The organism is Pseudomonas sp. MYb13 (assembly GCF_002980075.1).
Classification (GTDB): Bacteria; Pseudomonadota; Gammaproteobacteria; order Pseudomonadales; family Pseudomonadaceae; genus Aquipseudomonas; species Aquipseudomonas lurida.
In genome coordinates this window covers 66,178-90,299 of the sequence record NZ_PCQI01000011.1, presented here as the reverse complement: position 1 = coordinate 90,299, position 24,122 = coordinate 66,178, and the positions used below count along the sequence as shown (strand labels likewise).

Genomic DNA, 24,122 nt, shown 5'->3' with positions numbered 1-24,122 from the left:
GGCTAAGGTGTACTTGGCGCCGTTTAACTAACGGCGCCTTTTTTTTGCCTGTTAGTTGTTAAAGCGGTTTGCTCCAGAACAACATGCGCCCATGGGCGGGGTCAAACATCGAATCATCAAAACCAAACTTGCGATACGCCGCTTGAGCCACGGCATTGCCTTCCAGCACCTCCAGGGTGATCTTGCAGCAGCCGCGCTGACGGGCGATTTCCTCGACCTTCTGCAGCATTTTCTGGCTCAGCCCCAAACCACGGAACGGCCCCATCACCGCTACGTCATGGATATTGACCAGCGGGCGGCAGGCAAAGGTGGAGAAGCCTTCAAAGCAATTCACCAGACCTGCCGGCTCACCTCCCACGAACGCCAGCACACTGAACGCGTGGGCGCGCTTGGCGAGTTCGCCCGGCAGTTGCTCCAGAAGATCGGCAGACAGGCTGTGACCGCCCCCCATCGGGTCTTCCGCGTAATGGTTGAGCACGCGGCCAATTGCTTCGGCATGCACGGGGTTGGTGTAGCTGGCTTGCAGCACCAGGATATCCGGGGTGTCCATTTCCATCCTCGATCACGACTAAAAGGGAATCGGTTCCCTGAGAGGGGCACGATTGTAAGCGTGGAGCAGGCGCCAGATGAAGGAGATTAACTACAAAAATGCGCATGAAAACGCGAAGGCTGAGCCGTCGAAAAAGCACAACCAGACGATTCTGGATTTTTTTCGCACAGGCCTTAGCCGAAACGCTGCAACTGCATTTCTTTCAGGCGGCTGAGGGTCCTGCGGAAGGGAAATTCCAGATAGCCTTCGGTATAAAGTTGTTCCAGCGGCACTTGGGCCTCGATGAATAACGGCACCTTCCGGTCGTAGCACTCGTCGACCAGGGCAATAAAACGACGCACGCTGTCATCGTGTACCGACAATGCCGGCAATTCGCGGTCACCGGCCACTACCCGCTGCGCGCCGTCCTCAGTGCCGCGGGCGATTCGGCCTGGGCGTTTTTGCGCACTGAGGCAGGGTACTTCTGCGAGCAAAATCGCCTTGAAGCGATCACACAGCAGCATGAAATCCATCGCCGCCAGGGGTTGCTCGCACAGCGCGGCGTAACGGCACCAGAGCACGGTGGCACTGGACCGCACGGCGACAATGGAACGATGCCCCACGGCAATCGGCCCACTGCTGGTTGGCTGGCCTTCGGCCAATTGCTTGAACACCTCGGACAGCGCCTCCGGCTGGTTGACCCAGTAGCGCTGGATACCCACACCCGGATGCAGCCGGTGGTCCTCACCCCCATCCACCGCAACCACGCGCATATGCTGCTTTATCGCCGCGATCCCCGGCAAAAAACGCTCGCGGTTGAAGCCCTCGACGTACAACTGGTCAGGCGGTTGGTTGGAGGTGCAGACCATCACCACGCCTTCCTCGAACATCACTTGGAACAAACGCCCAAGGATGATCGCGTCACCGATGTCACTGACGAACAGCTCATCGAAGCACAGAACGCGCACTTCCTGGCTGAGTTCCCGGGCCAGGGCCTGCAAAGGGTCGTGGATGCCGGTCAGTTGGAACAGGCGCTGATGCACCCACCCCATGAAGTGATGAAAATGCTGGCGTCGCGCAGGCACCCGCAGGCTCTGGTAGAACTGATCCATCAGCCAGGTCTTGCCACGCCCCACCGGCCCCCACAGGTACACGCCGGTGATTAGCGCATGGCCCTGGTGCAGGGCTTCATGGCAGGCTTGCAGGGCGTCCACCGCACGGCGCTGGGCGTCGTCGGCAACGAAACCCTGTTGAGCGATAGCGTGTTGGTAAGCAGCGAGGGGCGAGTCGAAAGTCATGCCCGTCAGTATGAACTACAGGGAAATATCCAGGCGTGAAATCTTGCCCTGCTCGTTCAAGCGAAAGGTGTAGCGCAGCTCCAAGGGACTGCCCGGGAAATTGCCGGACACGATGTTGCTGACCAGCACCTTGCCGGTACGGTGTTGCACCTTGAGCACTTCGACCCGCGGCTGGTAGCGACGCCCGGTGTCTTCCATCCAGCGCGCAATGGCCGCTGCGCCGATCTGGTGCTGGCCCTCATCGAACACATTGGCATCTTCGGCAAAGCACTGGGCGATAGCCGAGGTGTCACGGGTATTGGCGGCCGTGATATAGGCCACGATGGCCGGCGCCAACTCGGGGATAGACATGGCACAGCTCCTTTCTTGGTGATTTGTAGCGCCATGCTAAGCCACAGGTGTGTCAGTTTTTGTCAGGAGTAAAGGGTCCAGATTCATTCGCCTCCAGCAGCTTGCGCCAGGCCCTCAGCCAGTCACTGCGGCGGCCTGGGTAACGTCCACCGGACGCTTCGGCACTCGCCACGCGGTCGGTGCGGAAGGTGCGATAGGCACCACGCAACTCACACCAAGCCACGATCACCCGCACCTCATTCAGAAACCCCAGGGCCAGTGGCCAGATCAAGCGCTGGCTCTGGGTCTGGCTGGCGTCTGCGTAATCGATATGCAACTTGGCCTGGTTGCCAATGGCCTCGCGAAACACTTTGAGCGGGACGCGGTTTTCCGGGTAGCCAAACCCTGGCGGTCCGGGCAATACCGTCGGGTTGCGCAAGGCTTCCTGGGCGGCCGGGTCGAGCACGTCGGCGACCTTGGCCAGGGCATTGGCGGCGGCGCGGCTGAGCACGTCATCACCGCGCTGGTCCACATAACGCAAGCCGAGCACGATCGCTTCGGTTTCCTCGGCGTTCAGCATCAATGGCGGCAGGAACAGGCCACTGCGCAGCACATACCCTACGCCCGCCTCGCCAAAAATAGGTGCGCCCAAAGCGGTCAGTTCGGCGATATCGCGGTACAGCGTGCGCTCGGACACCTCCAACTGCGCCGCCAGCACGGCGGCGGTCACCGGACGTTTCTTGCCCCGCAGGGTCTGGAGCAAAGTCAGTAGACGGGTGGTACGCGACACGGGAATGCCTGCCGAAAGAGGAAACGTGCCGCAGCTTAGCAGAGGCCCCTGTCAGAAAACGTCAGCAGCAAAAAAGCCGCTTGACCAAATACATTGCCAGCATCATATTAAATACATGTTGCTAAACATTTAATAAACCCACTGCCTCAGGAGTCCTTGTATGCGCAATAAAGTCTTTGGCCGCCGCAGCGGTTTGCTGGTATCCGAATTGGCCTTGGGCACCGGCAACTTCGGTACGGGCTGGGGCCATGGCGCCGAGCGCGATGAAGCCAAGCAGATCTTCGACGGTTACCTGGAGGCCGGCGGGAATTTCCTCGATACCGCCAACGGCTACCAGTTCGGCCAGGCCGAAAAGCTGCTGGGTGAATTCATCGCCTCCGAGCGCGACAACCTGGTGGTGGCCACCAAGTACACCCTGCGCACCCAACCGTCCGATGAAGGTACGATCAGGCTCGGCAACAACCGCAAGAACCTGGTCCGCTCGGTGGAAGAAAGCCTCAAGCGCTTGAACACTGATCGCATCGACCTGCTCTGGGCACACATGAGCGACAACGTCACGCCCATGGAAGAGATCCTGCGCGGCCTCGACGACCTGGTGCGCGCCGGCAAGATCCACTACGCCGGCCTCTCCAACTTCCCCGCCTGGCGCATTGCCCGTGCCGACCTGCTGGCTGAAGTGCGCAGCTTTGCGCCCATCATCGGTATCCAGGTGGAATACAGCCTGGTCGAGCGCACCGCCGACCGCGAGCTGCTGCCGATGGCCGAAGCGCTGGGCCTTGCCGCCACGCTGTGGTCGCCTCTGGGCGGTGGCTTCCTGACCGGCAAATACCGCAACACCCAGGACGATAACCGTGCCAACAAACTCGGGATCCTGGTGCACGCCGAACACAGCGCCCGCGAAACCGCAGTGCTCGATACACTGCTGGCCGTGGCCGGTGAAGTCGGCGCCACACCCACCCACGTCGCCATCGCCTGGCTGCGGGAAAAAGCGCGCCGCTCCACCACGGCACTGATCCCGATCCTGGGCTCACGCACCCGTGCGCAGCTGGACAGCACCTTCGGTGCCCTGGAGGTGCAACTGTCGGCCGAGCAAGTCACCCGCCTCGACACCGCCAGTGCCATACCGCTGGGCGTGCCGCATGGGATCATCGCGGAGCGTTTTCCCATCGATAACGGACCGCACGCCCCTCGCCCGCCGGTTATCTGAGGCGAAAAAAAACGGCCTGGTGAACAGGCCGTTTTTTGCATTCAACGATACAGCTTAAGCCAGGCTCTTGCTGACCACCTCGAACACATCGCTCGACAGCTCGCCAGACGCCAGAATGCGCTCCAGCTCCGCTTTCATCAGCGCTTGGCGCGCGCTGTCGTATTTACGCCAGCGGGTCAGCGGCGCCAGTTGGCGCGAGGCAATCTGCGGGTTGAAGCCATTCAACTGGAGCACCAGATCCGCCAGGAAGCGATAGCCAGAGCCATCGGCGGCATGGAAGTTGATCAGGTTCTGCCCGGCAAATGCGCCGATCAATGCACGCACCTTGTTCGGGTTCTTGAGGGTGAACGCCGGGTGCTCCATCAACGCCTTGACCCGCTCCAGTCCGCCCGGCAATACGCTGCCGGCCTGCACGCTGAACCACTGGTCCATGACCAACGGGTTGTCTTTGAAGTTCTCGGCGAACACCGCCAATGCCTGCGCCTTCTCCGCTTCGAATGGCGAGTTCACCAGCACCGCCAGCGCGGTGAGGCGCTCAGTCATGTTGTCGCTGGTGTCGAACTGTTCGATCGTCGCCGCCAGTACTTCCGGCTTGCCGCTGAGCATCAGGTACGACAGCGCGATGTTCTGCAACGCGCGCCGGGCAAAGTGCTCGGCGGCCGCCACGTAAGGCGTTTGCTTGGACAGTTCGCGATTGGCCTGGTAACGCAGCCACAGTGCTTCGTGCAAGTTATCCGCCAACTGCTTGCGCGCAAACTCGCGGGCAGCATGGATAGCCTCGACATCCGCCACATCACTGATTTCGGTCAGGTAGGCCTCACCTGGCAACGACAGCATTTCGGCAACCATTGCCTGGTCCAGGCTTTCGTCGCTCAACACACTGCGCAGCGCGGTGATCAAGCGTTGATCCATGTGCAACGCCTGGCCCTGCTGGTGCTGAGCGATCAGTTCCTGCAACACCTGCACCGACAATTGCTGGCCGGCATCCCAACGATTGAAGCCGTCGCTGTCATGCTGCATCAGGAACATTAATTGATCGCGGCTGTAGGGGAAGCTCAGCTTCACCGGCGCCGAGAAACCGCGCAGCAGCGAAGGCAAAGGCTGCTCCGGGATATCCACGAAGGTGAAGGTCTGCTCGGCCTCGGTCACCGAGATCACGCGCGACGTGGCGCCAGCAGCCGCTTCACCGGCCAGGCGCAAGGCGATACCGGCGCCCTTCCCGTCCAGCAAGCCCATTTCCACCGGGATCACGAACGGCAATTTTTCCACCTTGTCCGGGGTTTCCGGGCAGCTCTGGCGGAAGGTCAGGCTGTAGGTCTTGGCCGCGGCATCGTAGGACTCGCTCACCGCCAGGCGCGGTGTACCGGCCTGGCTGTACCAGCGCTTGAACTGGGTCAGGTCGGCGCCGTTGGCGTCTTCCATGGCCTTGATGAAGTCATCGCAGGTCACGGCCTGGCCGTCATGGCGCTCGAAGTACAGGTCGCTGCCTTTGCGAAAGCCTTCGGCACCAAGCAAGGTGTGGATCATGCCGACCACTTCCGAACCCTTTTCATACACGGTCAGGGTGTAGAAGTTGGAAATCTCGATAAAGCTGTCCGGGCGCACGGCGTGGGCCATGGGGCCGGCGTCTTCGGCGAACTGGTGGGTACGCAGGTACGCCACGTCCTGGATGCGCTTGACCGTGGCCGAGTTCATGTCGGCAGAGAAGCCCGAATCCCGGAACACTGTGAAGCCTTCCTTGAGCGACAGCTGGAACCAGTCGCGGCAGGTCACGCGGTTGCCCGACCAGTTGTGGAAATATTCGTGGGCAACAATCGCCTCGACCCGCTGGTGCGCAGCATCCGTAGCGGTTTCGGCGCGGGCCAGCACGGCGCTGGAGTTGAAGATGTTAAGGCCCTTGTTTTCCATGGCGCCCATGTTGAAATCATTCACCGCGACGATCATGAAGATGTCGAGGTCGTACTCGCGGCCGTAGGTTTCTTCATCCCAGCGCATGGATTTCTTCAGGCTGGTCATGGCGTGCTGGCACTTGTCGATGTTTTCCGGTTCGACGTAGATGCGCAACGCCACGGTGCGGTCCGTCAGGGTGGTGAAGGTATCTTCGACACACCACAGGTCACCGGCTACCAGGGCAAACAGGTACGCCGGCTTCTTGAACGGGTCTTCCCAGGTTGCCCAGTGACGGCCGTCTTCGCCGGGGCCGCTGGCGATCGGGTTGCCGTTGGACAGCAGGATCGGGTAGCGGTGTTGCTCGGCGATCACCGTGGTGGTGAAGGTGCTCATCACGTCCGGGCGGTCGAGGTAATAGGTGATCTTGCGGAAGCCCTCGGCCTCGCATTGCGTGCAGAACATGCTGCCGGACTTGTACAGGCCTTCGAGGGCCGTGTTGGTTTCCGGGTGGATTTTTACCGTGGTATCAAGGGTAAAAGTCTCGCTCTGCGGATGCACCGTCAAGTGACTATCGGTCAGTTGATAATCATCGGCCGTCAGTTCCTGGTCGGCCAGGTTGACACTCAACAGCTCCAATTGCTGGCCGTCCAGCACCAACGGCGGCAAACCGGCACCGCGCTCAGGGTTGCGGCGCATCACCAGTTGCGCGTGGACCAGGCTGTGGTCCTCGAACAACTCGAAGGTCAGGTGCGTCTCTTCGATCAGGTAGTCCGGCGCCTGATAGTCCTTCAGGTAAATCATCTTCGGTTGTTCGGTGCGCATGGGTGGCATCCTTCTACTGATGCACGGCGAGCTGGTAGGCCGTGTACTTACGAATATTGATAACGCCGGTGTCGAAGATCAGGTATTGGCCTTTGATCCCCAGCAGCGTGCCTTCGGCAATCGGGTTCTTGTCCAGGTTGAAGCTGACGATCTTGGTCGGGTACTGCTCGACTGGATAGCGGATTTCGATCGGTTCAATGTCGGCAATCGTTTGGATGGCCTGCAAGCCAAAGCGTTCCTGCAGACTTACCAGGCCTTCGGCGCAAGAGGCGAACAACGCGTCACGTACCTGCTTGAGGTCGACGGACTGGGCGTCGCCCTTGAGCAACGCGCGCCAATTGGTCTTGTCGGCCACCTGGCTGCGAAACAGGTCTTCGACGAAACCAGATTGCTGGCGGGTCGCCACGCGCATGATCGGCAGCGCCTGGCTCGCGCCCTGGTCCAGCCAGCGCGTCGGCAACTGGGTAGCGCGGGTGATGCCGACCTTGATCCCGGACGAATTCGCCAGGTACACCACGTGGTCGGTCATGCAGAATGTTTCGCCCCAGCCTGGATCGCGGCAGGTGCCGGCGTCGTAATGGCAACGCTCGGGGCTCATGATGCACAGGTCACACTGGGCCAGCTTGGTCATGCACGGGTAGCAATACCCCTGGCTGAAGCTGGTCTTGGTCTTGCGGCCGCAATGGCTGCAATGAATGGCACCGAGGTACTCCAGGCGCACGTGAGTGCCGATCATTGGATTGACCGGCACCTCGGCGTCTCCTAAGCGAAACGCGTATTGAACGGTCGGCTCACCGAGTTGCGCCGACATTTTGCTGACTGCACCGCGACCAATTTCAATCAATGGATCGCATCCGACTTGAACAGGATGTTCGGTACCGGTGCCGATTTCGACGCGCACTCCTGCGGGCCCATGTAGCCGGTGCGCTGGTCTTCCGGCAGGTTCTGGATTTCCCAGGCGATCACCGCTTGCAGCGACAGCTCGCGCTGTTCGGCAGTGAGCTTGCGGCCATCGGACCACTTGCCGATTTCCACGGCAAGCTTGAGGCTCTCGTAGATGTCCGGGGTGATGTTTTCGATCATTTCAGCAAAAGATGACATGTGAACAACCTCTGAGGTTCAGCGAGTACGTGGGTGACGGGGCCCGGCCCGTCAGAATTCCTTGGAGAGCTTGACCTGTACAAGCTCTTTGTCCAGCAACCGCCGGAAGATCTGCGGCGCCGCGAAGGTGTAGGCGGCAAATGCCAGCCACAGCCAGTTGACCATCTCGGCCACTTGCGGATAGCCCTGGTCCGTCAACGTAATAACCACTACACGGTAGACCACAAACATGCACAGAAGCAGGATGATGGCGCGGGTGGCGCCGCGCTCGTTCATCCAGCTATTGAAGCGCCACCATGTGCCGAGGAATACATTGCTGCGCGCCTTGACGGCCGTGAGCAAGTGCAGGGCCGCAACGTTGGTGGCGTTCTCTTGCAAGGCCCAGATCGCGTGGTCGCGGGCGCCATTGATATCGCCTTCGCGCAGCAACAGGTGGCCGAGCACCACCACCGCTGCTGCATTTGATGGGTCCGCCTGCAACGCCTGGCGCGCGAACTGATACGCCTGGTCCCAGTGGCTGCTGGCGCGGTGAAACTGCGCCATGGCCACTAGGTTGGCAGGGTCGTCGGGGCCCAGTTGCAAGGCTTTTTCCAACGGCTCGCGGCTCTGCGCGAGGCGACCGGTGAGCTCGTACAACTCGGCCTGGCAACGGTAATACGCCGGGTTCAGCGGTTCCATGTCCAACAACTGGGTCACGTGCTCCTGAGCCAACTTGAACTTGCGCAGGGCAATCGCCACTTGTGCGGCAGCATAGTGGGACAGTGGCAGTTGCGCATCGGCCGCCAGGGCCAACTGCACCTCGCGCTTGGCGGCATGCACGCGGCGCATGTTCATCAAGCAGATCGCCAGCAGGGCATGGGCTTCGGCCGAATGCGGATCGCTGGCCAGCAGTTGGCGCAGTGCGTCGATGGCGCCGTCATTATGGCCAGCCTGCAGGCGCTGGTAGGCCAGTTGCAGCAGATAGTCGGTATTCATCAGCTCACCACCAGATACCACAGGGTGTACGGCAGCCATTTGACGACCATGCCTTTGAGCACGAAGCCACCAATCAACGCCAACGGAAGACCAAAGCGGCTCAGCTCGCCGCCGTAGTACTGGTAAATCTCGATGGTCGCGTTTTGCTGCATATACAGCAGGTAGCCCAGGGTGAGTTTCCACACCACCAGCACCAGCAAGGCATACTGGATTTGTGCCTGGGTCTGCAGATACCCCGCGCCCACCAGTTGCAGCAGCACAAAACCGATCACGATACTGCCCACCAGCGCAACGCCGGCCAGTACCCACTCGCGCACCCGCGTCGGGCTACCGACGGCGATGGCGTTGAACACAAACCACGGCAAGCCCAGCCAAGCGCCGCCCAGCATCAGGCCCAGCAGCGGCCAGAACGGCGATACCGCCCATTTGGCCAAGGCGCCCGGGCGCGGCTCATCTTCGATGCGATAACCACCGTACTGCGCCATCAGCGACCCTTCCCGTGTTTGTCGAGGAAGGCCAGCACTTCATCGTACTGGTTGCCTTCGTTGGCATAACGCGCGTAATTGCGCGCCGTGGTCAGCCATTCCAGGGTGGTGGCGCGCACCTCTTTCAAGGCTTGCTTGAAATGCCGGTCGCAAATCGACTGCTCGGCGCCAGTGTCGATGGAGGCTTCAATGGCTTCATCGGCGGCAGTTTCCACCAACTCGCTGAGATCGGCACCGGAGAAGCCCGAGGTGTTCTTGGCCAGGAAGGCAAAGTCGATGTCGTCGGCCATCGGGCGGCCTTTCATCATTGCCTTGAGCATCGCCTCGCGCGCCGGGCGATCCGGTGGCGGTACAAACAACACGCGGTCAAACCGGCCGGGACGACGGAACGCCGAGTCCACCGACCAGGGTACGTTGGTCGCGGCGAGGATCAGCACGCCGTGGTTGTCATTGGTAAAACCATCCATCTCGGAGAGGAACTGGCTGACCAGCTTGGACGACGTCGACTCGCGGGTATTGGCGCGCTTGCCACCCAGTGCCTCGACTTCGTCAAAAAACATCACCGCCGGCGCCTGGGCCCGCGCCTGCTCGAACAGCGCATGCAACTTGCGCTCGGACTCGCCGATGTACATATCCAGTACGTCGGAGATCGCCACATTGAAAAACGTCGCCTTGCACTCCCCCGCCGTCGCGCGGGCCAGCATGGTCTTGCCGCAACCCGGCGGGCCGTACAGCAGCACGCCGCCGCCGACCTTCTTGCGAAAGCGCTGGAACAGGCCCGGCTTCTGGTACGGCAAGATGATCTTTTTGTGGATGGTCTTTTTCAGCTCATCCAGGCCGCCGATGTCATCGAAGGTCAGGGTTTCGTTTTCCGGCACCAGCAGGCGCACGACTTCGCTCTGGTCGGTGTCGTCATTGGAGATCACGCGCAGGCGCGGGCGGCCCTCGGCGCCAGGAAAGTCCACCACCGACACATTCAGGCGGCGCCACAACACCATGTCTTCCAGCGCCGGGTTGGCGTCCACCGCCGCGCGGTATTCCACCTGGGCTTCCTTGAGGCGCTCCAGTGCCGCCAGGACACGGGCCTTGAGCAGGCGCGCGGCAGGGTCTTCACCCTCGATCAAAGGCAGTGCCTTGTGCGCCTGGCCATCGGCGAGCAGCAGTTGCGCCGCCGCCCGCTTCAGCGCTGGGGCGTCTGGCCATTGCTCTAGGTCGGCGGGCAACAGCTTCAGCCCGCGCGCGTGTTCGCCACGCTCGAGGCTGGCGCCCAGCAATACGGTCAGCAGTGCGACGTTACCGGGGGCAGCGGCCAGCGCAGCCTCCAGTTGGTCGAACGTCGAATCATCCATGGAGGTTCCTCAACAGTGCATGTGCAGCGCGCAGGGGCTCATGTCAGCACCTCCGGCCGCTCGACATCGACCCACACGAACTTGCGCGGGTCGAGGCGGGTTTCCTGGTCCAGGCGGTACGCCACCAGCTTGCCGTACAGCACCGCGCTGTAGTCCAGGCAGGCCAGGTTCGGGCGGATCGGCGCCGGTTTGCCGCTGCGCCAGTAGTGCCCGACGAACAACAACGGTTCGTCGACGCCGTAGCGCAACAGGGAATTCTTTTCGGTGGACGACAACGGCGTGCACGCCACCGGCTCGGGCAAGGCATCGGGCTGGAACACGATGTCGCCGTAGGTTTTCGGGTCGTCTTCCCAGAACTTGGTGCGAAAGAACGAACGCGTCAGGCCATCGCCACCGGTCAGCGTGAGACCATCCGGCAGGCGCATGTCGGTGCCACGCAGCAGGCGGTCGAACGCGTTGCAGGCAAAACTGCCCGGCACGGCTGCAGCCTGCAGGAAGTGCTGGTCGATGCAGCCGTCCGGGAAGGTCGCGCGCAGCGGCTGGATAAAGCCGTCGTCCCAGCACGCATGCACCACGCGGAAGCGCCCGGCATCGACAAACAGCGGCATGTCATAGAACCAGCCGAGGAAGTCGTGCCAATCGGCCGGGTGGTGTTCGAACTGGGTCAGGGTTTCGTGGATCAACCGCGCATGCCGTGGGTTGTGCTCGCGCACAAACTGCTTGCCACTGCCCGGCGGTGCCGGTGTGGTCCAGCCCAGGGCATTGAACTCGTGGTTGCCCATGATGCACAGCGCCTGGCCGGCCTCGGCCATGTCGTGGACGATATGCAACGCCTCGCGGATACGCGGGCCACGGTCGATGATATCGCCGAGAAACACCGCCATGCGCGACGGATGACGCCAGGTGCCGCCCTGCTTGTGGTAGCCCAACAGGTCGAGCAAGTGCTCAAGGGTATGGGCGCAACCGTGCACGTCACCAATCAGGTCGTAGCTACGCGCGGGATCGAGCATCAGTCGCCTCCACCCCCCAAGCGGCTGCCCCAGCCCAGCTTGGTGCGGCACACTTCGTAGTAGTTGTGGTCCAGCGGGTGGATCAACCGCAACTTCTGTGCCTTCTTGCTCACGGTGATGGTGTCACCGGGGGCGCAGGTGAAATGGTTCTGACCGTCACAGGACACCTGTGGGTAGATCTGCATGTCTTTGGACACCACGATTTTCAGCTCGCTGTTGCCGTCGACCACGATGGGCCTGCTCGACAACATATGGGGATACATCGGCACGATCACAATGGCATCCAGCTTGGGATGCATGATCGGGCCTCCCGCCGACAGCGCATAGGCCGTGGAGCCGGTGGGCGTGGCGACGATCAGGCCGTCGGCCTTCTGGCTGCACACGAACTGGCCGTCTATATACAGCTCGAACTCGATCATCCGCGTGGACTTGCCAGGGTGCAGCACCACGTCATTGAGGGCGTCGCCCTGGCCAATGGCTTCGCCATGGCGGCGCACTTCGGCTTGCAGCAGGAAGCGGTTTTCCACCAGGTAATGGCCGTCGAGCACCTTGGCCACTTCGACTTCGAGCTCATCCGGGCGGATATCGGTGAGGAAACCCAGGCTGCCCCGGTTGATCCCCAGCACCGGCACGTTATGCCGCGCCAGTGCGCGCGCGGCGCCGAGCAGGCTGCCGTCGCCGCCGACCACGATAACCATGTCGCAGACTTCACCGAGCATCTTGCGCGACGACGTTTGCAGGCCGTGGCCCGGCAGGATTTCAGCGATAGTGTCTTCGAGGATCACATGCAGGTGGCGTTCCAGCAGGAACTTTTTCAGCCGGCGGACGGTGTCCAGCACCTGGGTACTGCCCAGGCGACCGATAATGCCGATATTGCGAAATTGCTCCATGGGGCTCCTGCGGGATTTGGGGTGTGGCAAAAAAGAACGATTATGGGCGAAAGGCCGTCCCAGGCAAAATCCTTTGTCGCCGTGAAGACTTGATGACAAGGGTTCTCATCCACCCGCGCGACACTGAAAAGGCTATGCTCGGACCATGACTGTGTTCCCGGATCTGCACAACCTGCCCCGCCAGCTGCGCCACCCCGAAGTGCGCGACCTGGCGTGGGTGATGCTCGCCCCGCCGATGCTCGCGCAGACGCCGTGGCCACAGCGTCACCCGCTGGCTGGCAGCGAGTGGGTGCAGGCGCCGCATCGGCTGGAACGCTGGCTGCGCCAACTCGACCAGGACAGCAGCCCCTTGCAGCAATGGCTGAGCCTGTCCCGCACCCGGCGCCTGGGCCTGTATTACGAACGCTTGTGGCAGTTCGCGGTGCAGCACGCGCCGGGCGTGGAACTGCTGGCGGCCAACCTGCCAATCCGCCGCGCAGGGCATACCCTTGGCGAGCTCGACATGCTCCTGCGCGACCGCGATGGCGTGCATCACCTGGAGTTGGCGATCAAACTTTATCTAGGGCCGCAGGACGGTGACGGCCAGGACACGGCGCAATGGCTGGGGCCGGGCTGCCATGACCGGCTGGACCGCAAGCTGGCCCACCTGGCCCAGCATCAACTGCCGATATCCGCGCGGGCTGAGAGCCGTGAAGCGCTGGCGGCGCTGGATATCCAGCACTTCGATGCGCACTTGTGGCTGGGTGGCTATCTGCTGTATCCCTGGCCCGGCCAAGCCCAGGCGCCCATTGGCGCCCATCCGCAGCATTTGCGTGGGCGCTGGCTGCATCAGCGTGATTGGCACGGATTCGTCAACGCCAGCGCGCCCGGTCGCTGGCAGCCCCTCCCCCGGCATGCGTGGCTGGCACCGGCGCACTACACGGCAGACGAAGTGTGGGAGGAAGCGCGGATGCAGGGCTGGCTGGCCGAGCTGGATCCGATGGCACCAGCGCAGTTGCTGGTGCGGTTGGTGCCGGTGGGCGAGGATTGGGAGGAAGCTGAGCGGTTGTTTCTGGTGGCCGATCTCTGGCCGAATGTACCAGGCGCTGGCTGAGAGCCTGGCGGCGTATGAAGGCCTCATCGCAGGCAAGCCAGCGCCCACATTTTGCCTGCGTCACCTATCAAATGTGGGAGCTGGCTTGCCTGCGAAAACGACCGCCCAGGCGCTACAACTTATCGATATGGCGATAATCCAGCTGCAACCCCGCCGCCAATTCCCGAGCCCGCCCCAACCGGATCGGCCCGCGCTCGATATCCACCAGCAACCCCGGACACGCCAGCAGCGGCAGACCGCTAATAGCCTTGAGTCGCCCGTCGGTAATCACCAGCAGCCGCTGCTGCTCAGCCGGATAACGCTTGCGCCGCGCCACCAGCCAATGCCCGGCCTCGGTCAGCGCCGCCAGCAAGGGCGTGCCACCGCCCGCGCCCAGCTGCTCCAGCCAGCTCGCCAGGCTTTTCGAGGCCTTGAGCCCCTGCACCTGCCACTTGGGCGATTGTCCGCTGGCGGTCAGCAAGGCCATGCGCGCCCGTTGCCGATAGGCATCATCAAACACCTGGCCCAACAGGCCCTTGGCGTCGGTGAGCGCTCGATGCCGTCGAGTGGACGCCGATGCATCAACAATCACCAGCCACAGTTCATGGGCCGTACGACTGCGCAGGTGGTAGCGCAAGTCTTCGAGCGACTGTGGCCGGCCACCCAGCAAGGTGCCCGTCCAGTTGACCGTGCCCTGCTTCGCGCTGCGCGCCCTGCCGTGCCTGCCGTGGTCCAGTCGCCCCGGCCTGGGGCGGGCATCCGCCCCCGTGTCAGGCCGGGGGCGGATGCCTAGGGCTTTTTTGGCCAGGTGGGCACGTCCCGGCGTGCGCCCGTGGGCAAGGCTGGAGCGGGCATATCGCCCCACTGGCCCTGGCCGGGCGATGTGTCGGAGGGTTTAGGCGACTGCCCTTCGCTCGGCGGGCTGGCGGGCGGTGCTTGCTCCTGACGGCGATGACGCAGGGCAAATTCGGCCACCGCCTCGATATCTTCCTCGGCAATGGCGCTGCCCCCCCGCCAAGCGGCATGGGCCCTGGCGCCCCGCAGCCAAACCAAGTCCGCGCGCAGGCCATCGACACCGGCGCCAAAGCAGCGCTCGGTGATCTGGGCGAGCGCCTGGTCATCCAGTTCGATACCGTCGAGCCGCGCCCGCGCCTGGGTGCAGCGTTCACGCAATGCAGCCTGCTGCTCGGCCCATTGCGCGCAGAACTCGACGGGGTCGCTGTCGAAATCCAGGCGGCGACGGATGATCTGCCCACGCTCGGCCGGCAGGGTCTGCCCGCTCAGTGCCACGTTGAAACCAAAGCGATCGAGCAGTTGCGGACGCAACTCGCCCTCCTCCGGGTTCATGGTGCCGATCAGCACAAAGCGCGCCGAATGCCGATGGGAAATGCCGTCGCGCTCGATCAGGTTGGTGCCGCTGGCAGCCACGTCCAGCAGCAGGTCCACCAGGTGATCGGGCAGCAGGTTGACTTCGTCGACGTACAGCACGCCGCCGTCAGCCTTGGCCAATACGCCGGGCGAGAATTGCGCGCGACCTTCACCCAATGCGGCGTCCAGGTCCAGCGTGCCGACCAGGCGCTCTTCGGTGGCACCCAACGGCAAGGTCACGAATTGACCACTGGCCAGCAGGTCCGCCAAGCCACGCGCCAAGGTCGACTTGGCCATGCCACGCGGGCCTTCAATCAGCACACCGCCGATCTTTGGGTCGATGGCGGTCAGGCACAGCGCCAGTTTCAGGTCGTCGGCGCCGACCACGGCGGACAGCGGGAAATGGGGGGTATCAGTCATCAGCTGTCTTCTTCTATATCCAGCAACAGGTTTTCCAACGCTTCGCGGTACGCTCCGGGCTCCTGCCACATGCCACGCTGCTGGGCTTCGAGCATGCGTTCGGTCATGTCGCGCAGCGCATCGGGGTTGTGTTGTTGCACGAAGGCCCGCGTGTCAGGGTCGAGCAGATAGGCGTCGGCCAACAGCGCGTATTGGTGATCGTCAATCAGTGCGGTGGTGGCATCGAAGGCGAACAGATTGTCCACGGTCGCCGCCATCTCGAACGCACCTTTATAGCCATGGCGCTTCACGCCCTCAATCCACTTGGGGTTGGCGGCGCGGGAACGGATCACCCGGTTCAGCTCTTCCTTCAGGGTACGGATCTTCGGCAGGTCCGGCTGGCTATGGTCGCCATGATAGCTGGCAGCCTTGTCGCCGCTCAGGGTTTCCACAGCGGCGAGCATGCCGCCCTGGAACTGGTAGTAATCATTGGAATCGAGCAGGTCGTGCTCGCGGTTGTCCTGGTTCTGCAACACTGCCTGCACCTGGCTCAAGCGCTGGGCGAATTGCGCGCGGGCGGCAGTGCCTTCGTCGGAGCCGCCATAGGCATAGCCGCCCCAGTTCAGGTAGACCTCGGCGAGGTCTTCGCGGCTTTGCCACAGGCGCCCGTCGACCGCACCCTGCACTCCCGCACCATAGGCGCCGGGCTTGGCACCAAAGATGCGCCAGCCGGCCTGTTTCGCAGCGGCCTCTTCGTCCAGGCCGGAGTTGCGCAACGCTTCGCGCTCGCTGCGCACCTTGGCGGCCAGCGGGTTCATATCGTCCGGCTCGTCCAGCGCGGCGACAGCCTGCACCGCCGCATCGAACAGGCGGATCAGGTTGGCGAAGGCATCACGGAAAAAGCCGGACACCCGCAGCGTCACGTCAACGCGCGGACGATCCAGCAGGCTGATCGGCAGGATTTCAAAGTCATCCACGCGCTGGCTGCCCGTCGCCCACACCGGGCGCACGCCCATCAGTGCCATGGCCTGGGCGATATCATCACCGCCGGTGCGCATGGTGGCAGTGCCCCATACCGACAGACCGAGCTGGCGCAGGTGGTCGCCATGGTCCTGCAGGTGCCGCTCGAGAATCAGGTTGGCCGACTGGAAGCCGATGCGCCAGGCGGTGGTGGTGGGCAGGTTGCGTACGTCGACGGTGAAAAAGTTGCGCCCGGTCGGCAGCACATCCAGGCGCCCGCGACTCGGCGCACCACTGGGGCCCGCGGGCACGAAACGGCCGTTCAAGGCGTCCAGCAACCCACGCATTTCCGCCGGGCCGCAGGCGTCCAGGCGTGGCGCAACCACGATACGCAGGCTTTCGATGACCGCCTTCACATCCTCCCAGCCAGGCGCTTCCAACTGTTCAAGCGGCCCTTCCAGCGCCTGCTCGATCAAGCGCGCCGCGTACAGTTCGAGGCGCTCGCGGGTATCGCCGGCGGTGCGCCACAACTGGCCGTCGATCGTCTGCAACACCAGCGGCCGGCGCCCGGTCCAGGGTTCGGCCAGGGCGCAGTCCAGCGGGTCGAAGCCCAGCTCGAACGCCTTGGCCAGCACCCGCAGTAAACTCGACTGCGGGCCACGGCCGTCGCCACGCGGAATGCGCAGCAAGGCCAGCAAGGTATCGATACGCAAGCGCCCCTCCGGCGACTCGCCGAAGATATGCAGGCCGTCGCGAATCTGCGACTCCTTCAAGTCGCACAGGTAGGTGTCCAGGCGCGGCAGCCACACCGCCGCCTCTGTATCGCTTTGCAGCTCGAGCTCCTGGTCGATGCGGGTTTCACGCACCAGTTTGAGAATGTCTTTCTGCAGCTCCAGGGCGCGGCGCGGATCCAGCAGCTGCGCTTCGTAATACTCGTCCGCGAGCAGCTCCAGATCACGCAGCGGGCCATAGGTTTCGGCACGGGTCAGCGGTGGCATCAGGTGGTCGATGATCACTGCCTGGGTGCGCCGCTTGGCTTGGGCGCCCTCGCCCGGGTCGTTGACGATAAACGGGTAGATGTTCGGCAGCGGCCCCAGCAGCGCGTCGGGCCAGCAGTTTTCCGACAGCCCCACGCCCTTGCCCGGCAACCATTCCAGATTGCCGTGCTTGCCCACATGGATCACGCCATGGGCACCGTAGGTGTGGCGCAACCAGAAGTAAAACGCCAGGTAAGCATGAGGCGGAACCAGGTCTGGGTCGTGGTACACCGCGCTGGCATCCACCTGATAACCGCGTGCCGGCTGGATGCCGACAAAGGTCAGGCCCAGGCGCAGGCCGGCGATCATCAGGCGACCGTCGCGGAACATCGGGTCGTTGTGCGGCGCGCCCCAGCGTTCCAGCACGGCCTGGCGGTTGGCCTCGGGCAAGCGCTTGAACATCGCCTCGTAGTTTTCCAGCGCCAGGCTTTGATGGCACGGGCGCAGGTCGAGACCGTCCAGGTCGTTGGTGACGCCGCCGAGTAAAGCGTGGATCAGCGCCGTGCCGCTCTCGGGCAAGCTGTCCGGCAGCGGATAGCCTTCGGCCTGCAAGGCCCGCAGGATATTCAGCGCCGCCGCGGGCGTGTCCAGGCCAACGCCGTTGCCGATACGGCCGTCGCGGGTTGGGTAGTTGGCAAGGATCAGCGCAATGCGCTTGTCCGCAGCGGGCACTCGCGCCAACTCGACCCAACGCCGCGCTAGCTGCGCGACAAAATCCATGCGCTCGGGCGCGGCGCGGTAGCAGACCACGTCCGACTGGCTGCGCTCACTGCGCCAGGCCAGGTCCTTGAAACTGATCGGCCGGCTGATGATGCGCCCGTCCAGTTCGGGCAAGGCGATATGCATCGCCAGGTCACGCGGGCCGAGCCCCTGCTCACTGGCCTCCCAGCCGGGCTGGTTGTCTTGGGCGCAAATGGCCTGGATCACCGGGATATTGCGGCGAAACGGGCGTAAATGCGGCGCTTCGGGGCTGGATTGGGCAAAGCCTGTGGTGTTGAGGATCACCGCCGCGCCTACCTCATCCAGCAAGTCCTCGACCACCGCCAGGCAGCCGGGCTCTTTCAAACTGGCCACCGCCATGGGCAACGGGTTAAGGCCCGCAGCCTGCAAGCGCTGGCAGAACACATCGATAAACCCGGTATTGGCCGCCTGCAAATGGGAGCGATAGAACAGCACCGCCGCCACCGGCCAGTCCGCGTTCCAGTCGGCCTGCCAATCATGCAGGCATGCACTGGCGTGATGCGGGTGATAAATCGCCGTGCGCGGCAGGGTTTGTGGCGCTTCCCAGGCGTAGTCCCGGCCCAGGTAACCACTGGCCAGGCAGCGATAGAAATTCAGCGCATTCGCCAGGCCGCCCTGGCGCAGGAAGTGCCAGAGGCGATCACGCGCTTGTACGCCAACGGTGCTCAGGCCACTGAGCTCCGGGTCCGGTCGGTCATCCCCCGGCACCAGAATCAACTGCACGCCGCGCTCGGCCAGTTCCACCAGGCGCTCGATGCCGTAGCGCCAGTAACCGATGCCGCCATGCAGCGAGATCAGGATGACCTTGGCGTGGCGCAGCACTTCATCGACGTACAGGTCGACGGAGGCATGGTTCTGCACCTGCATCGGGTTGGCCAGGCGAAAACTGGGGTAGTCGTCGGGCAGCTGCTGGGCCGCTTCGGCCAGCAGCGCCAGGCTCGAATCACCACTGCACAGGATCACCAGTTCAGCGGGGGTCTGGCCGAGGTCGGCAATGTTGTCGTCCGAGACGAAACCACCGGGCTGGGTCCTGAGCAGGTGCATGGGTTAGACGCTGAGCGCGGCGCGCAATTGCGCTTCAAGGCCCGCCGCATCGAGCTCCTGGCCGATCAGCACCAAGCGCGTGACGCGCGCTTCGTCGGCGCCCCAGGCACGGTCGAAATGCTTGTCGAAACGCGTGCCCACGCCCTGGATCAGCAGGCGCATCGGCTTGTTCGGGATAGCAGCGAAACCTTTGACGCGCAGGATGCCGTGTTGCACCACCAGTTGCGTCAGGGCCTCGAGCAGCAGCGCTTCGTCAGCTTGTGGCAGGTCGATGGAGATCGAGTCAAACGCATCGTGGTCGTGGTCGTCTTCACCCTCGTGGTGATGATCGTGATGGCTGTGGCGGCCGTCGATATGTTCTTCGGAGCCGGCACCCACGCCAATCAGCACGTCCAACGGCAAGCGACCGCTGCTGGCTTCGACGATCTTCACCGCGGGTGGCAGTTCTTCGGCGACTTCCAGGCGCACGCGGGCCAGGTCTTCGGCGCTGATCAGGTCGGTCTTGTTGAGGATCACCAGGTCGGCGCTGGCCAACTGGTCAGCGAACAGCTCATGCAGTGGCGATTCGTGGTCCAGGTTCGGGTCGAGTTTGCGCTGGGCATCGACCTGGTCCGGGAATGCGGCGAAGGTGCCAGCGGCCACGGCCGGGCTGTCGACCACGGTGATCACCGCGTCAACCGTGCAGGCGCTGCGGATTTCTGGCCATTGAAAGGCTTGTACCAACGGTTTTGGCAGGGCCAGGCCGGAGGTTTCGATGAGGATATGGTCGAGGTCACCACGACGGGCGACCAATTCGCGCATCACCGGGAAAAACTCTTCTTGCACCGTGCAGCACAGGCAGCCGTTGGCCAGTTCGTACACGCGGCCGTTGGCCTCTTCTTCGGTGCAACCGATGGAGCACTGCTTGAGGATCTCACCGTCGATGCCCAACTCGCCGAACTCATTGACGATGACCGCAATGCGGCGGCCCTGCGCGTTGTCGAGCATGTGGCGCAACAAGGTGGTTTTGCCCGAACCGAGGAAGCCGGTAACGATGGTGACGGGAAGTTTGGCCAGTGTTTTCATCGGATGCCCTTGGGGGCGGGCATACGGGACGATAGGCCCTGCGACGGCGCGCAGCAGCGGATTTCGTCACCGGATCACCCCGCCCGGTTGAATTGGAAAATCGGTTACGAGGCAGGTCTCCTGGCTTGGGGCATGCGGGTCTTGCGACCGGCGCTGGCTGCGCCTTCCCGCCGGATGGCAGTGGCGTGGCAGTCAGATAAACCCTTTACAGTTGCGGGGGCAGCCGCGGCTTGGACCGCGTTCCCTTCTTAGCTTCGGCCTGGGCTGAAGAACCTCGAGGGTGCAAGGCTACGCAGTGCTTGGGGGATGGTCAATGATGGGTTGGGCTTGGCTGGGCTCGCTCGTGTACCTATCCGATATTCAGGTAACGGATAGGCACCCAACAACTCAATTGACTCCCATCCTGCGCCCATGCTCTCCTACACATCTTGTTTCGGGTGCCCTTCACAGGGTGAAACGGGAAACCGGTGCGTCATAGCGATATGACCAGTCCGGTGCTGCCCCCGCAACGGTAAGCGAGCGAAGTGTCACGGCCACTGTGCAAATGCATGGGAAGGCGACGCTTTCAGGACTCCCCAGGAGCCCCCTCGCAAGCCCGGAGACCGGCCCGAAAATTCAGATAACAAACCCGCGGTGGGCGGGCGCTGTTCAGAACCCTGCGTGCCTGGCTCGCGGGGTTTTCATGCGCTCGTTTCACCCTGACACCCAGAAGGGACGCGCCATGTCGATCATCAGCAGCACCTCACACACCACCAGCAGCTCCGCTACCCTGGGCCAACGCCTGACCGCCGCCATCGGCGCGTCGATCCTGGGTGCGTGCCTGGTGTATTTCGCCGGTTTCTCGCACATCGAGGCGGTGCACAACGCCGCCCACGATACCCGCCACAGCGCCGCGTTCCCGTGCCACTGAGACCTGCCGACATGATCAAGCGTATTGCGCAAACCGCCGGTTTCACCGGCCTGCTGGCCGCCCTGCTGCTGACCTTGCTGCAAAGCTTCTGGGTCGCCCCGCTGATACTGCAGGCGGAAACCTATGAAAACGCCCCGGCCGCCACTGAAGCGGCCCATCAACATGCCGAAGGTGCTGCCGCCCACACCCACGATGCCGAAGACTGGGAGCCGGAAAATGGCTGGCAGCGCGTCCTGTCCACCACAGGTGGCAACCTGGTGGTCGCCGTCGGTTTTGCGCTGATGCTGGCCGGCCTCTATACCCTGCGCGCACCGACCCGCACGGCCCAGGGCCTGCTCTGGGGCCTGGCCGGTTATGCGACGTTCGTGCTGGCACCTACCCTGGGCCTGCCGCCTGAGTTGCCGGGCACCGCCGCCGCCGACCTGGCGCTGCGCCAGACCTGGTGGATCGGCACCGCCGCGTCTACCGCCGCCGGTATCGCACTGATCGTGTTTGGTCGCAACTGGCTGCTCAAAGTGCTCGGCGTGGCGATTATCGCGGTACCGCACGTGATCGGCGCGCCGCAGCCAGAGGTGCATTCGATGCTGGCACCGCAAGCCCTGGAAGCGCAGTTCAAAATCGCTTCGCAACTGACCAACGTCGCATTCTGGCTGGCCCTGGGCCTGATCAGCGCCTGGTTGTTCCGCCGCAACCGCGACGATCAATACTCGGCATGACACGAGTGGTCGGCCTGGGGTGCCAGCAAGGGTGTGATCTTCACGCCCTGCTGGCCTTGTTTGATAGCGCCCTCGCCGAGGGCGGTATCGAGCGCGACAGCATCACCGCGCTGGCCACTATCGACCGCAAACAGAATGAACCAGGCCTCCTGGCACTGGCCAAAGCGCTGGAACTGCCGTTGCAGTGCTTCAGCGCCGAGCAGTTGGCGGTTTTTGAACTCCGCCTGAGCCACAAGTCGGATGTTGTGTTTGCCCATACCGGCTGTTATGGCATCGCCGAAAGCGCCGCCCTGGCCTTGGCGGAACAGCTCGGCAACGCCCCTGCCCGCTTGCTGATCACCCGTAAAAAGACTGCCCAGGCCACCTTTGCATTGGCATGCGCCGGGTAAAAATCTGATAATCGCCTCTTCCGATCATGAGCATCCTTCATGCTCGCCCGTTTTCCACCAGGATTTTCCATGACCGTCTACTTCATCGGCGCAGGCCCCGGCGACCCGGAATTGATCACCGTCAAAGGCCAGCGGCTAATCCGCAGTTGCCCGGTGATCATCTATGCCGGCTCGTTGGTGCCTGCGGCGGTGCTGGAAGGCCATCAAGCGGAGAACGTGGTCAACAGCGCCGAACTGCACTTGGAACAAATCATCGACCTGATCAAGGCTGCCCATGCAAATGGCCAGGATGTGGCCCGCGTACACTCCGGTGACCCAAGCCTGTATGGCGCGATTGGCGAACAGATCCGCCATTTGCGCGAGCTGGGCATCCCGTTCCAGATCATCCCCGGCGTCACCGCAGTCGCCGCTTGCGCTGCGCTGCTGGAAGCGGAACTGACCCTGCCCGACATCGCCCAAAGTGTGATCCTGACGCGCTACGCCGACAAAACCAGCATGCCAGCCGGTGAAGACTTCGACAGCCTGGCACGGCATGGCACGACCATGGCGATTCACCTGGGGGTCAACCACCTGGACAAGATCGTCGCCGAATTGCTGCCGCACTATGGCGCGGATTGCCCGATTGCCGTGGTGCACCGGGCGACCTGGCCGGATCAGGACTGGGTGGTGGGCACGCTCAGTGATATTGCCGACAAGGTCACCGCGAAAGGGTTTCGGCGCACCGCGCTGATCGTGGTGGGCCGGGTATTGGCGAGTGACAGTTTCAGTGAGTCTTCGCTGTACCGGGCCGGGCATGCACACCTTTATCGGCCGTCATAAACAACCTCACAAAGAACGCATAACATCCTGATTTATATTGGATAAAGCTCACTAAACGGACTGACTTTCCGGTGATATTTGCATCGTGTGATCAGTTCGGCAGTCGGCACACTGCAATCGCTGAACAGCCAACGCCTACAGTTAACGCTAAACGTCAGATAAATAGCGCAAGCCACTGAATTATAAGCATAAAAAAACGACGCTCACGGGGCGCCGTTTTTTCTGATCGCAGTGAACGCCTTACTCAGTAGTAGGCGTTTTCTTTCTGCGTGTGGTCGGTCACGTCACGTACGCCCTTGAGCTCCGGGATACGCTCGAGCAGGGTGCGCTCAATGCCTTCACGCAGGGTCACGTCCGCCTGGCCGCAGCCTTGGCAGCCACCGCCGAACTTGAGCACCGCGATGCCGTCCTCGACCACGTCGATCAGGCTGACCTGGCCACCGTGGCTGGCGAGCCCAGGGTTGATCTCGGTTTGCAGGTAATAGTTGATGCGCTCGTTGACCGGGCTGTCGGCATTGACGTTGGGCACCTTGGCGTTCGGCGCCTTGATGGTCAACTGGCCGCCCATACGGTCGGTGGCGTAGTCGACCACCGCGTCGTCGAGGAAGGCTTCGCTGAAGGCATCGATGTACGCGGTGAAGCTTTTCAGCCCCAGGGCGGTGTCTTCAGGCTTCTCTTCCCCAGGCTTGCAGTAGGCAATGCACGTCTCGGCGTATTGAGTGCCGGGCTGGGTGATAAAGACGCGGATGCCGATTCCTGGGGTGTTCTGCTTGGACAGCAGGTCAGCCAGGTAATCGTGGGCGGCGTCGGTAATGGTTATGGCAGTCATGGAAACTCCTCACAGGCTTGCCGGCAGTTTACGCCAAAATATTACGCAGGTACAAAGTCCTAGTGTTTTTGTCGGGATAGGCATTTCTGGGAGGGGG

23 protein-coding genes and 2 riboswitches are annotated in these 24,122 nt (G+C 62.8%); of the genes, 6 read left to right on the top strand and 17 right to left on the bottom strand.

Annotated features, from left to right (window positions below):
* Positions 1–58: 58 nt before the first annotated feature.
* The 4 genes from CQ002_RS19380 to CQ002_RS19365 form a co-directional block, all read right to left on the bottom strand.
* On the bottom strand, positions 59–550 hold the full coding sequence (locus CQ002_RS19380) for a GNAT family N-acetyltransferase (RefSeq protein ID WP_034104610.1): 492 nt from the start codon (positions 548–550) through the stop codon (positions 59–61).
* Positions 551–723: 173 nt separating this feature from the next.
* Positions 724–1,827 (bottom strand): cell division protein ZapE, encoded by a 1,104-nt coding sequence (gene zapE, locus CQ002_RS19375; protein ID WP_105162078.1) that lies wholly within the window; start codon positions 1,825–1,827, stop codon positions 724–726.
* A gap of 15 nt (positions 1,828–1,842) precedes the next feature.
* Positions 1,843–2,178: a nuclear transport factor 2 family protein gene (locus CQ002_RS19370; RefSeq protein WP_034104606.1), complete on the bottom strand. Its 336-nt coding sequence runs from the start codon at positions 2,176–2,178 to the stop codon at positions 1,843–1,845.
* 52 nt (positions 2,179–2,230) lie between these two features.
* Entirely contained in the window at positions 2,231–2,947 is a 717-nt protein-coding gene (locus CQ002_RS19365; protein ID WP_105162077.1) for a YafY family protein, read from the bottom strand.
* A gap of 160 nt (positions 2,948–3,107) precedes the next feature.
* Between CQ002_RS19365 and CQ002_RS19360 the strand changes: the two genes are divergently transcribed.
* Positions 3,108–4,154, top strand: a complete 1,047-nt coding sequence (locus CQ002_RS19360; RefSeq protein WP_105162076.1) for an aldo/keto reductase — start codon at positions 3,108–3,110, stop codon at positions 4,152–4,154.
* A 54-nt stretch (positions 4,155–4,208) separates the two neighbouring features.
* Here the strand turns inward: CQ002_RS19360 and pepN are convergent, their stop codons facing one another.
* The 8 genes from pepN to CQ002_RS19320 are packed head-to-tail and all read right to left on the bottom strand — an operon-like array spanning position 4,209 to position 12,676.
* The gene (gene pepN, locus CQ002_RS19355; RefSeq protein WP_105162075.1) at positions 4,209–6,866 is read right to left on the bottom strand and encodes an aminopeptidase N; all 2,658 of its coding nucleotides are present in this window, start codon (positions 6,864–6,866) and stop codon (positions 4,209–4,211) included.
* A gap of 13 nt (positions 6,867–6,879) precedes the next feature.
* The gene (locus CQ002_RS19350; protein ID WP_034104598.1) at positions 6,880–7,710 is read right to left on the bottom strand and encodes a DUF2797 domain-containing protein; all 831 of its coding nucleotides are present in this window, start codon (positions 7,708–7,710) and stop codon (positions 6,880–6,882) included.
* Positions 7,707–7,967 carry a YeaC family protein gene (locus CQ002_RS19345; RefSeq protein ID WP_016972751.1) on the bottom strand — a complete coding sequence of 87 codons (261 nt, stop codon included), beginning with the start codon at positions 7,965–7,967 and terminating at the stop codon, positions 7,707–7,709. The genes CQ002_RS19350 and CQ002_RS19345 overlap by 4 nt, the downstream gene beginning before the upstream one ends.
* A gap of 51 nt (positions 7,968–8,018) precedes the next feature.
* Entirely contained in the window at positions 8,019–8,942 is a 924-nt protein-coding gene (locus CQ002_RS19340) for a lipopolysaccharide assembly protein LapB (RefSeq protein WP_034104595.1), read from the bottom strand.
* A complete protein-coding gene (locus CQ002_RS19335) occupies positions 8,942–9,427 on the bottom strand; it encodes a hypothetical protein (RefSeq protein WP_098466368.1) in 486 nt (161 codons plus the stop codon). Before CQ002_RS19335 ends, CQ002_RS19340 begins: the two co-directional genes overlap by 1 nt.
* A complete protein-coding gene (locus CQ002_RS19330) occupies positions 9,427–10,776 on the bottom strand; it encodes an ATP-binding protein (RefSeq protein ID WP_105162074.1) in 1,350 nt (449 codons plus the stop codon). Before CQ002_RS19330 ends, CQ002_RS19335 begins: the two co-directional genes overlap by 1 nt.
* 38 nt (positions 10,777–10,814) lie before the next feature.
* The gene (locus CQ002_RS19325; RefSeq protein WP_177431175.1) at positions 10,815–11,789 is read right to left on the bottom strand and encodes a metallophosphoesterase; all 975 of its coding nucleotides are present in this window, start codon (positions 11,787–11,789) and stop codon (positions 10,815–10,817) included.
* Positions 11,786–12,676, bottom strand: coding sequence for an NAD(+) kinase (locus CQ002_RS19320; protein ID WP_003217892.1), 891 nt, complete (start codon positions 12,674–12,676; stop codon positions 11,786–11,788). Before CQ002_RS19320 ends, CQ002_RS19325 begins: the two co-directional genes overlap by 4 nt.
* A 145-nt stretch (positions 12,677–12,821) precedes the next feature.
* Here CQ002_RS19320 and CQ002_RS19315 point away from each other — a divergent pair, with 145 nt between their 5' ends.
* Entirely contained in the window at positions 12,822–13,769 is a 948-nt protein-coding gene (locus CQ002_RS19315; RefSeq protein ID WP_105162072.1) for a DUF1853 family protein, read from the top strand.
* A gap of 112 nt (positions 13,770–13,881) precedes the next feature.
* Here CQ002_RS19315 and CQ002_RS19310 read toward each other — a convergent pair whose 3' ends face one another.
* From CQ002_RS19310 to cobW, 4 genes are read right to left on the bottom strand one after another with little or no spacing between them, the layout of a single operon-like run.
* Positions 13,882–14,484 carry a VWA domain-containing protein gene (locus CQ002_RS19310; protein ID WP_105163120.1) on the bottom strand — a complete coding sequence of 201 codons (603 nt, stop codon included), beginning with the start codon at positions 14,482–14,484 and terminating at the stop codon, positions 13,882–13,884.
* A gap of 53 nt (positions 14,485–14,537) precedes the next feature.
* Complete coding sequence (locus tag CQ002_RS19305; protein ID WP_105162071.1) at positions 14,538–15,536, bottom strand: ATP-binding protein; 999 nt, start codon at positions 15,534–15,536, stop codon at positions 14,538–14,540.
* Entirely contained in the window at positions 15,536–19,297 is a 3,762-nt protein-coding gene (cobN, locus tag CQ002_RS19300) for a cobaltochelatase subunit CobN (RefSeq protein ID WP_105162070.1), read from the bottom strand. Before cobN ends, CQ002_RS19305 begins: the two co-directional genes overlap by 1 nt.
* A gap of 3 nt (positions 19,298–19,300) precedes the next feature.
* Positions 19,301–20,362 carry a cobalamin biosynthesis protein CobW gene (gene cobW, locus CQ002_RS19295; protein WP_034104578.1) on the bottom strand — a complete coding sequence of 354 codons (1,062 nt, stop codon included), beginning with the start codon at positions 20,360–20,362 and terminating at the stop codon, positions 19,301–19,303.
* Between the two features lie 92 nt (positions 20,363–20,454).
* Positions 20,455–20,654, bottom strand: a riboswitch (cobalamin riboswitch).
* Between the two features lie 126 nt (positions 20,655–20,780).
* Positions 20,781–20,988, top strand: a riboswitch (cobalamin riboswitch).
* A 95-nt stretch (positions 20,989–21,083) separates the two neighbouring features.
* Between cobW and CQ002_RS19290 the strand changes: the two genes are divergently transcribed.
* From CQ002_RS19290 to cobM, 4 genes are all read left to right on the top strand, one after another.
* Positions 21,084–21,272 carry a CbtB-domain containing protein gene (locus CQ002_RS19290; protein WP_034104576.1) on the top strand — a complete coding sequence of 63 codons (189 nt, stop codon included), beginning with the start codon at positions 21,084–21,086 and terminating at the stop codon, positions 21,270–21,272.
* 11 nt (positions 21,273–21,283) lie between these two features.
* Positions 21,284–21,988 (top strand): CbtA family protein, encoded by a 705-nt coding sequence (locus CQ002_RS19285; protein WP_105162069.1) that lies wholly within the window; start codon positions 21,284–21,286, stop codon positions 21,986–21,988.
* Positions 21,985–22,377: a cobalamin biosynthesis protein gene (locus CQ002_RS19280; RefSeq protein WP_034104572.1), complete on the top strand. Its 393-nt coding sequence runs from the start codon at positions 21,985–21,987 to the stop codon at positions 22,375–22,377. Before CQ002_RS19285 ends, CQ002_RS19280 begins: the two co-directional genes overlap by 4 nt.
* A 69-nt stretch (positions 22,378–22,446) precedes the next feature.
* Positions 22,447–23,196 (top strand): precorrin-4 C(11)-methyltransferase, encoded by a 750-nt coding sequence (cobM, locus tag CQ002_RS19275; RefSeq protein WP_034104569.1) that lies wholly within the window; start codon positions 22,447–22,449, stop codon positions 23,194–23,196.
* 244 nt (positions 23,197–23,440) lie between these two features.
* On the opposite strand, the gene nfuA is transcribed toward cobM, so the two are convergent.
* A complete protein-coding gene (gene nfuA / locus CQ002_RS19270; protein WP_003173594.1) occupies positions 23,441–24,025 on the bottom strand; it encodes a Fe-S biogenesis protein NfuA in 585 nt (194 codons plus the stop codon).
* Between the last annotated feature and the right edge of the window lie 97 nt (positions 24,026–24,122).